7 protein-coding genes are annotated in these 5,759 nt (G+C 61.2%); 6 read left to right on the forward strand and 1 reads right to left on the reverse strand.

Features of this window, described 5'->3' with window-relative positions; translation table 11 throughout:
- From dnaX to WB650_RS03685, 4 genes are all read left to right on the forward strand, one after another.
- A partial coding sequence (gene dnaX, locus WB650_RS03670) for a DNA polymerase III subunit gamma/tau (RefSeq protein ID WP_423959463.1) occupies window positions 1-1,734 on the forward strand: 1,734 nt, incomplete at its 5' end.
- 39 nt (window positions 1,735-1,773) lie between these two features.
- Window positions 1,774-2,103, forward strand: a complete 330-nt coding sequence (locus WB650_RS03675) for a YbaB/EbfC family nucleoid-associated protein (RefSeq protein ID WP_422301451.1) — start codon at window positions 1,774-1,776, stop codon at window positions 2,101-2,103.
- A gap of 13 nt (window positions 2,104-2,116) precedes the next feature.
- Window positions 2,117-2,740: a recombination mediator RecR gene (recR, locus tag WB650_RS03680; protein ID WP_423959465.1), complete on the forward strand. Its 624-nt coding sequence runs from the start codon at window positions 2,117-2,119 to the stop codon at window positions 2,738-2,740.
- A 46-nt stretch (window positions 2,741-2,786) separates the two neighbouring features.
- The gene (locus WB650_RS03685) at window positions 2,787-3,116 is read left to right on the forward strand and encodes a c-type cytochrome (RefSeq protein ID WP_423959467.1); all 330 of its coding nucleotides are present in this window, start codon (window positions 2,787-2,789) and stop codon (window positions 3,114-3,116) included.
- A gap of 223 nt (window positions 3,117-3,339) precedes the next feature.
- Here WB650_RS03685 and WB650_RS03690 read toward each other — a convergent pair whose 3' ends face one another.
- Entirely contained in the window at window positions 3,340-4,038 is a 699-nt protein-coding gene (locus WB650_RS03690; protein ID WP_422301445.1) for a urate hydroxylase PuuD, read from the reverse strand.
- 158 nt (window positions 4,039-4,196) lie between these two features.
- Between WB650_RS03690 and WB650_RS03695 the strand changes: the two genes are divergently transcribed.
- Both WB650_RS03695 and WB650_RS03700 read left to right on the forward strand, forming a co-directional pair.
- Window positions 4,197-4,778 carry a superoxide dismutase gene (locus WB650_RS03695; protein WP_423959468.1) on the forward strand — a complete coding sequence of 194 codons (582 nt, stop codon included), beginning with the start codon at window positions 4,197-4,199 and terminating at the stop codon, window positions 4,776-4,778.
- 87 nt (window positions 4,779-4,865) lie between these two features.
- Entirely contained in the window at window positions 4,866-5,588 is a 723-nt protein-coding gene (locus WB650_RS03700) for an SDR family NAD(P)-dependent oxidoreductase (protein WP_423959470.1), read from the forward strand.
- Window positions 5,589-5,759: the final 171 nt, after the last annotated feature.

The raw sequence follows: 5,759 nt of genomic DNA on the forward strand, positions 1-5,759 counted from the left end.
ACGGCGGCGCGGATTCTCGCGCGATGCCTGAATTGCGAGAAGGGTCCGACCGCGGAGCCGTGCGGCGAATGCGCGGCGTGCGTCGAGATTCGCGCAGGCAGCTCGCTCGACGTCAACGAGATCGACGGCGCGACTTACCGCAAGATCGAAGACGCCCGCGCGATTATTGAAAATCTCAGTTACCGGCCCGCGCGCGACCGCTTCAAGATTTATATTATCGACGAGGCGCATCAGCTCACCGACTCGGCCTTCAACGCGCTGCTGAAGACGCTCGAGGAGCCGCCGCCGCACGTCAAGTTTATTCTCGCGACCACAGAGCCGCAGAAGATGCCCGAGACTATTCTGTCGCGGCTGCAGCGCTACGACTTCCGGCGCATCCCCTACCTCAAGATTCTCGAACGGCTGCAGGATCTCGCGGGGCGCGAAGGGGTCGAGGCCGAGGAGAGCGCGCTGCGGCTACTCGCGCGCGAGGCCGGCGGCAGCATGCGCGATGCGGAGCGGATGCTCGAGACGGCGATCGCGACCGCGTCGGGCAAGGTGACGGAAGCCGAAGTGGCGTCGTCGCTGGGCGTCGCGAGCAGGACCACCGTCCTGAAAATGGCGGATGCGATTTTGCAGAAGAACGCGGCGGCTGCTCTCGCGCTTGTGCGGGAGCTCGCGAGCCGCGGTGCAAACCTCGAATCGCTCGGGCGCGATTTGCTCGAGACGATTCGAAATCTCGCGGTCGCGAAACTTCCCGCGGGCGACTCGGACAGTCCGCTCGACGATATTCCCGATCATGAAGTGGCGGAGCTGAAGCGGCTGGCGGCGGGCGCGAGCGCCCGCGATATCATGCGGCTGTTTCATTTGATGGCGGATTCGCAGGAGCAGATTCTTAAATCGCCTTACCCCGACTTGCTGCTCGAGATGGCTGTGGTGCGGATGGCGTCGCTGGCGGCGGTGGTCGACGCTGACGAGTTGCTGCGCGCGATTGGATCGACGCCGCCGGCGTCAGGCACTCCGCCGAGTTCGTCGGGCGGTGGCTCTGGAGGCCGTGGCGCGAGACCCGAGCCAACGCCCGCTCCGCAATCGAGCGGCGCGCGGAGGCTGCGGGTCGAGGGCGAAGTCAAAGCCGATGCGCCGCTGCGCAGTGAATCTCAGCAAGAACAGCAGGATGACGGCGCCCGCGAACTTCCCGAGCTGCGTGATTTTATCCGTGGACGTCGCGCGGCGCTGGCTGGTTTCATGGAGCAAGGTGCGGGACTGATGCTCGACGGCGATATTCTGACGGTCACTGCGCGCAACGACATTTATATTCGCTATCTGAACGACAACAAGAATGTGATCGCGGAGCTTGCGAGCGAGCATCTTGGGCGCTCGATTCGTGTCGAGCTTTCGACCAACGGCGCGGCGAGTCCCCCTGCGAGTCGCCCTACCGTGTCGCTTGCTGAAAAAGTCACGCGCGAGTTACCGCCTGCGGCACCGGCCATCAGCAAACCAGTCATCGCCGAGAATGGGCGCAAAGAGATGGCGCCGTCGAGACTGATCGAATCGATCAAAGAAATTGCGCCCGCGTCTAAACCGATAGAGGCTGCGCGGGCGATCGAGGCGGCGCGACGCGCGGCTACTCCAGAGGAGCGGCAGGCGGTGCTGACCGATCCGTCGGTGCGAAGAGTGTTCGATACGCTCGATGCGCGGCTGGTGGAATTGAGGATGCCGAATTCAGTGCAAGCTTCGGCGAAGGAATCAAAGTAATACGTTGCCGGATGGAGAGATGCGGCAAGGAGCAACCTCGTGGCAGAAATAGATTTATCGGCATTGATGCAGCAGGCGCAGGCGCTGCAGGCGCGCATGAAAGAGATGCAGGAAAGTGCGGCGTCGAAAACCGTCGAGGCGCAGTCGGGCGGCGGGATGGTGCGGGTCGTGGTCGACGGCACGATGCGCGTGCGCAAAATAGAAATCGATTCCGCGATCGTCGCGGCCAATGATAAGTCGATGCTCGAAGACCTGATCCTGGTCGCCATCAACGACGGGATGGAGCGCGCGCAGAAAATGCTCGCCGACGAGATGGGCAAGCTAGGCCCACTGGGCGGGATACAGATTCCCGGCTTCAACAACGAATGACGGAGCGCGCTTGATGGCGGAGAACCTGAAGCGCCAGGACGGATTGCCGCCTGCGATGACGAGACTCGTGAAGGAACTGTCACGTCTCCCGGGTATCGGCGAGAAGACCGCGTCGCGGCTGGCGTTTAACCTGCTCAATCGCCCGCGCGACCAGGTGATTGCGCTGGCGGAATCGCTGCTCGAAATGAAGGAGCGCGTCGGGCTGTGCTCGGGATGCTTTGGTTTGTCAGACCATCCGCGATGCCAGATTTGCGACGACGAAGCGCGCGAGCGCGAGGTGATTTGCGTCGTCGAGGGTCCGGCTGACCTGATGGCGATCGAGCGCGCGCGCAGTTTCGGTGGCGTGTATCACGTGCTCAACGGAGCACTCGCGCCGCTGGACGGAATCGGGCCCGATGACATCAAGATGAAGGAACTGATTGCGCGCGTTAGTCCTCCGGCGGTGGTGCGTGAGGTGATAATCGCGACCAATGCGACGGTCGAGGGCGAGGCGACCGCGCTGTATATCGCGCGCATATTGAAACCGCTCGGTATCAGGACGACGCGCCTCGCGCGCGGACTTCCGGCGGGCGGCGACCTCGAATACAGCGATTCTGCGACTCTCACCAGTGCGCTCAGCGGCCGCCGCGAACTTTAGCCCACCTGTGCAAACAATCTTCGGCCACTTCACGTCATCAAGGCGATTGAGGCTTGCAGTCGCGACGATGATCGCGATCGTGATGTCGTCATGCGGGGGGCCGTCCAAACCGATGACGCCGGCGGAGCGGGGGCGAATCGTGTACATGACGAATTGCGTGGTCTGTCATAACGCAGATCCCAACTTGCCCGGCAGCCAGGGACCGCCGATCGCAGGCTCGTCGCGCGAGCTGGTTTACGATCGCGTGATGTTTCTCAAGTATCCGCCCGGGTACAAGCCCAAGCGCACGACGCATGCGATGCGCGCGCTGCCGCAGTTGAAGGATCGAATCGACGATCTGGTGGCGTTTTTGGCGGAGGCGGCGAAGCAGAAGTAGGAACCTAACCCGTAACCCCGTCCCTCGAAGAAAGGGGGACCGGATTTTTAGAGCGAAGGATTTACCTCTCCCTTCGGGAGAGGTCGTCGTGAGTCCGCGAGCGACGGGTGAGGGCGCTCGCATTGAGCTCTATGCATGCGCCCTCACCCGCGCCGGGCGCGACCTCTCCCGAAGGGAGAGGTAATTCGCGCCGATCCGCGGATTGTGGTTGTGTCGAATCTGGTCAGCCTAGCGTCACCTTGATTATCACGATCAGCAGAATCCAGAGGCCCAGGCCTGAGTGGATTGTTCCTGCGACGGAATCGAGGGGCTTCTTGGTCGCACCTTGGGTGCCGATGAGCGCGTTGGCCTCGACCAGGAAGATCACGATCAGCGTGACCACCAGCCATCCTGTGATGCCGCCCGGGGTCGCCTCGGTGAACAGCGGATAGTGGCTCGCGGCGCCCATGAAGAACAGCATCGGAATTGAAAAGAGCGTGTTGGTGCGCGAGGCCAGTGCGGCGCGGCGTCCGGAGGCCGCTGCTGCAGGATTGGCGGCAGCTCCGCCGGCCATCGCAACTGCGTTGGCGATGACCACTTTCTGATTCGGCCAGATGACGAACCACACGTTGGCCCACATGACGAGACCCATCAGGCCGCCGGTGAAGATCGCGACGGTCCACGGCGTCATCGCGTAGTTGAGACGCATCCCCCACCACATTAGCAGGTAGAGCAGGCCGAAAATTACGGTGCCCATTGCGCCCCATCGAAACCACCAGAGCGCGCGCGGGACCAGCTTCTGGATCGCGCCGCTTCGCACGGCGGGCTCGGTCTCGCCAAAGAACGGCGTCTGCACGAAATTGAAATAATAGAGCAGTCCTATCCACGTGATGCCAAATAGGAAGTGCAAGAATCTGAGTAGCATGAAGACTAGATCTTCCATTGGAATCCTCCTCCTTTGGAGTCTTTTTCACAGCATAACTTCTTTTGCAACAGTCTCTGTCGACGTCTTTGAGTTAGCCTGGATTTCGAGTCGGCAGTAAAATTGCGGTGCGGGTCCGTTTTGCGGGACCTGTATTCATCAAAAGGACGGTATCTCTCATGGCATTTAAACTTCCCGAACTACCGTACAGCATGGACGCGCTGCAGCCGCACATCTCGGCGGAGACGCTCGAGTATCATCACGGCAAGCATCACAAGGCCTACGTCGACAAGACCAACGATCTGATCAAAGGGACCAAATTCGAGAACGCGACGCTCGAAGAGATTCTCAAGACGGCGGAACCGGGGCCGCTCTTCAACAACGCGGAGCAGCATTGGAACCACTCGTTCTATTGGAAATCGATGGGCCCGAAGAAAGGCGGAGAGCCCAAGGGACCGGTGGCCGACGCGATCAAGAAGGCGTTCGGCGGCTTCGATCCATTCAAGAAAAAATTCAGCGAGATCGCCGAGGGTCACTTCGGCAGCGGATGGGCATGGCTGGTGCGCGCGACGGACGGATCGATGCAAGTCCTCGCGACCCATGACGCGGGATGCCCAATCCGGCAGGGGCAGACGCCGATAATCACCTGCGACGTGTGGGAGCATGCGTACTACATCGACTATCGCAACGCGCGCCCCAAGTACGTCGCCGCGTGGTGGAACCTGGTCAACTGGGATTTCGCAAATGAAAATCTGAAGTAGGCGGAAGTCCGACAGAATTCGGTTCATCAAGCGTTTGCGATGCGCAGCGCCCGCACTAGAATTGGCGGTGCGCGGAGGAGCATCCACATGCAAATTCTTGAAAATCGAGTTGCGATGATCACTGGTGGAACTGGAGCACTGGGACGTGCCGTGGTCGAAAATTTTTTGATTGCCGGTGCGAAGGTCGCGGTGCCATATGTCGTCGATGCGGAAGTGCCGATCCTGCAAAAGCAACTAGGCGACCGTTTCCCCGCGTCGGAGATTTTTCTGAAGAAGGCGGACGTCGGCGACGAGGCTCAGGTCGCTAAGTTCGTGGCTGACGTCGCGTCGAAGTGGAGCAAGATCGACATCCTGGTGAATCTAGTCGGCGGATTCTGGGGCGGCAAGCCGATTGCCGAGACCTCGATGGCGGAATGGCAGGCGATGTTCGATATCAACGTCAAGCCGACGTTCCTATGCTGCCGCGCGGTCGTGCCCATAATGCAACGCAACAAATGGGGACGAATCGTGTCGGTCGCGTCGCGCAGCGGTTTGCAGGGAGCGGGCGATTACGCGGCGTACGCGGTCGCGAAAGGCGCGATCGCGACTTTCACCGCGTCACTCGCACAGGAAGTACTCGAGGACGGGGTGATGGTCAATGCGATCGCGCCCAGCACGATCGACACGGAAGCGAACCGCGTGGCGACGCCGAAAGCGAAGCATGAAAACTGGGTGAAGCCGGCCGATATCGCGAGGACGATCGCGTATCTATGCTCGGACGATTGCCGCGTCACGTCGGGCGCAGTCGTGCCAGTCTACGGTCGCGCGTGAAACAAATAGCGGGGCTGCGCACCCCGCACCCGCGGCAGGGGTGACCCCTGCACCCAGTAATCGGAAAAAAGGGATGCGGGCTGACGCCCTGTTAGGAAGCTTGGGCGCGAGGACGCGAAGCGGCTCGTGTCCAGATGTTTTCTTAAATACTGGGTGCAGGGGTCACCCCTG

Source organism: Binatus sp. (SeqCode), assembly GCF_049584895.1.
Lineage (GTDB): Bacteria > Desulfobacterota > Binatia > Binatales > Binataceae > Binatus.

Bases quoted from the DNA above. Each gene is read 5' to 3' on its own strand.
- recR (WP_423959465.1), top strand. From the start codon at position 2,117: ATGGCGGAGAACCTGAAGCGCCAGGACGGATTGCCGCCTGCGATGACG.
- WB650_RS03690 (WP_422301445.1), bottom strand. From the start codon at position 4,038: ATGGAAGATCTAGTCTTCATGCTACTCAGATTCTTGCACTTCCTATTT.
- WB650_RS03695 (WP_423959468.1), top strand. From the start codon at position 4,197: ATGGCATTTAAACTTCCCGAACTACCGTACAGCATGGACGCGCTGCAG.
- WB650_RS03700 (WP_423959470.1), top strand. From the start codon at position 4,866: ATGCAAATTCTTGAAAATCGAGTTGCGATGATCACTGGTGGAACTGGA.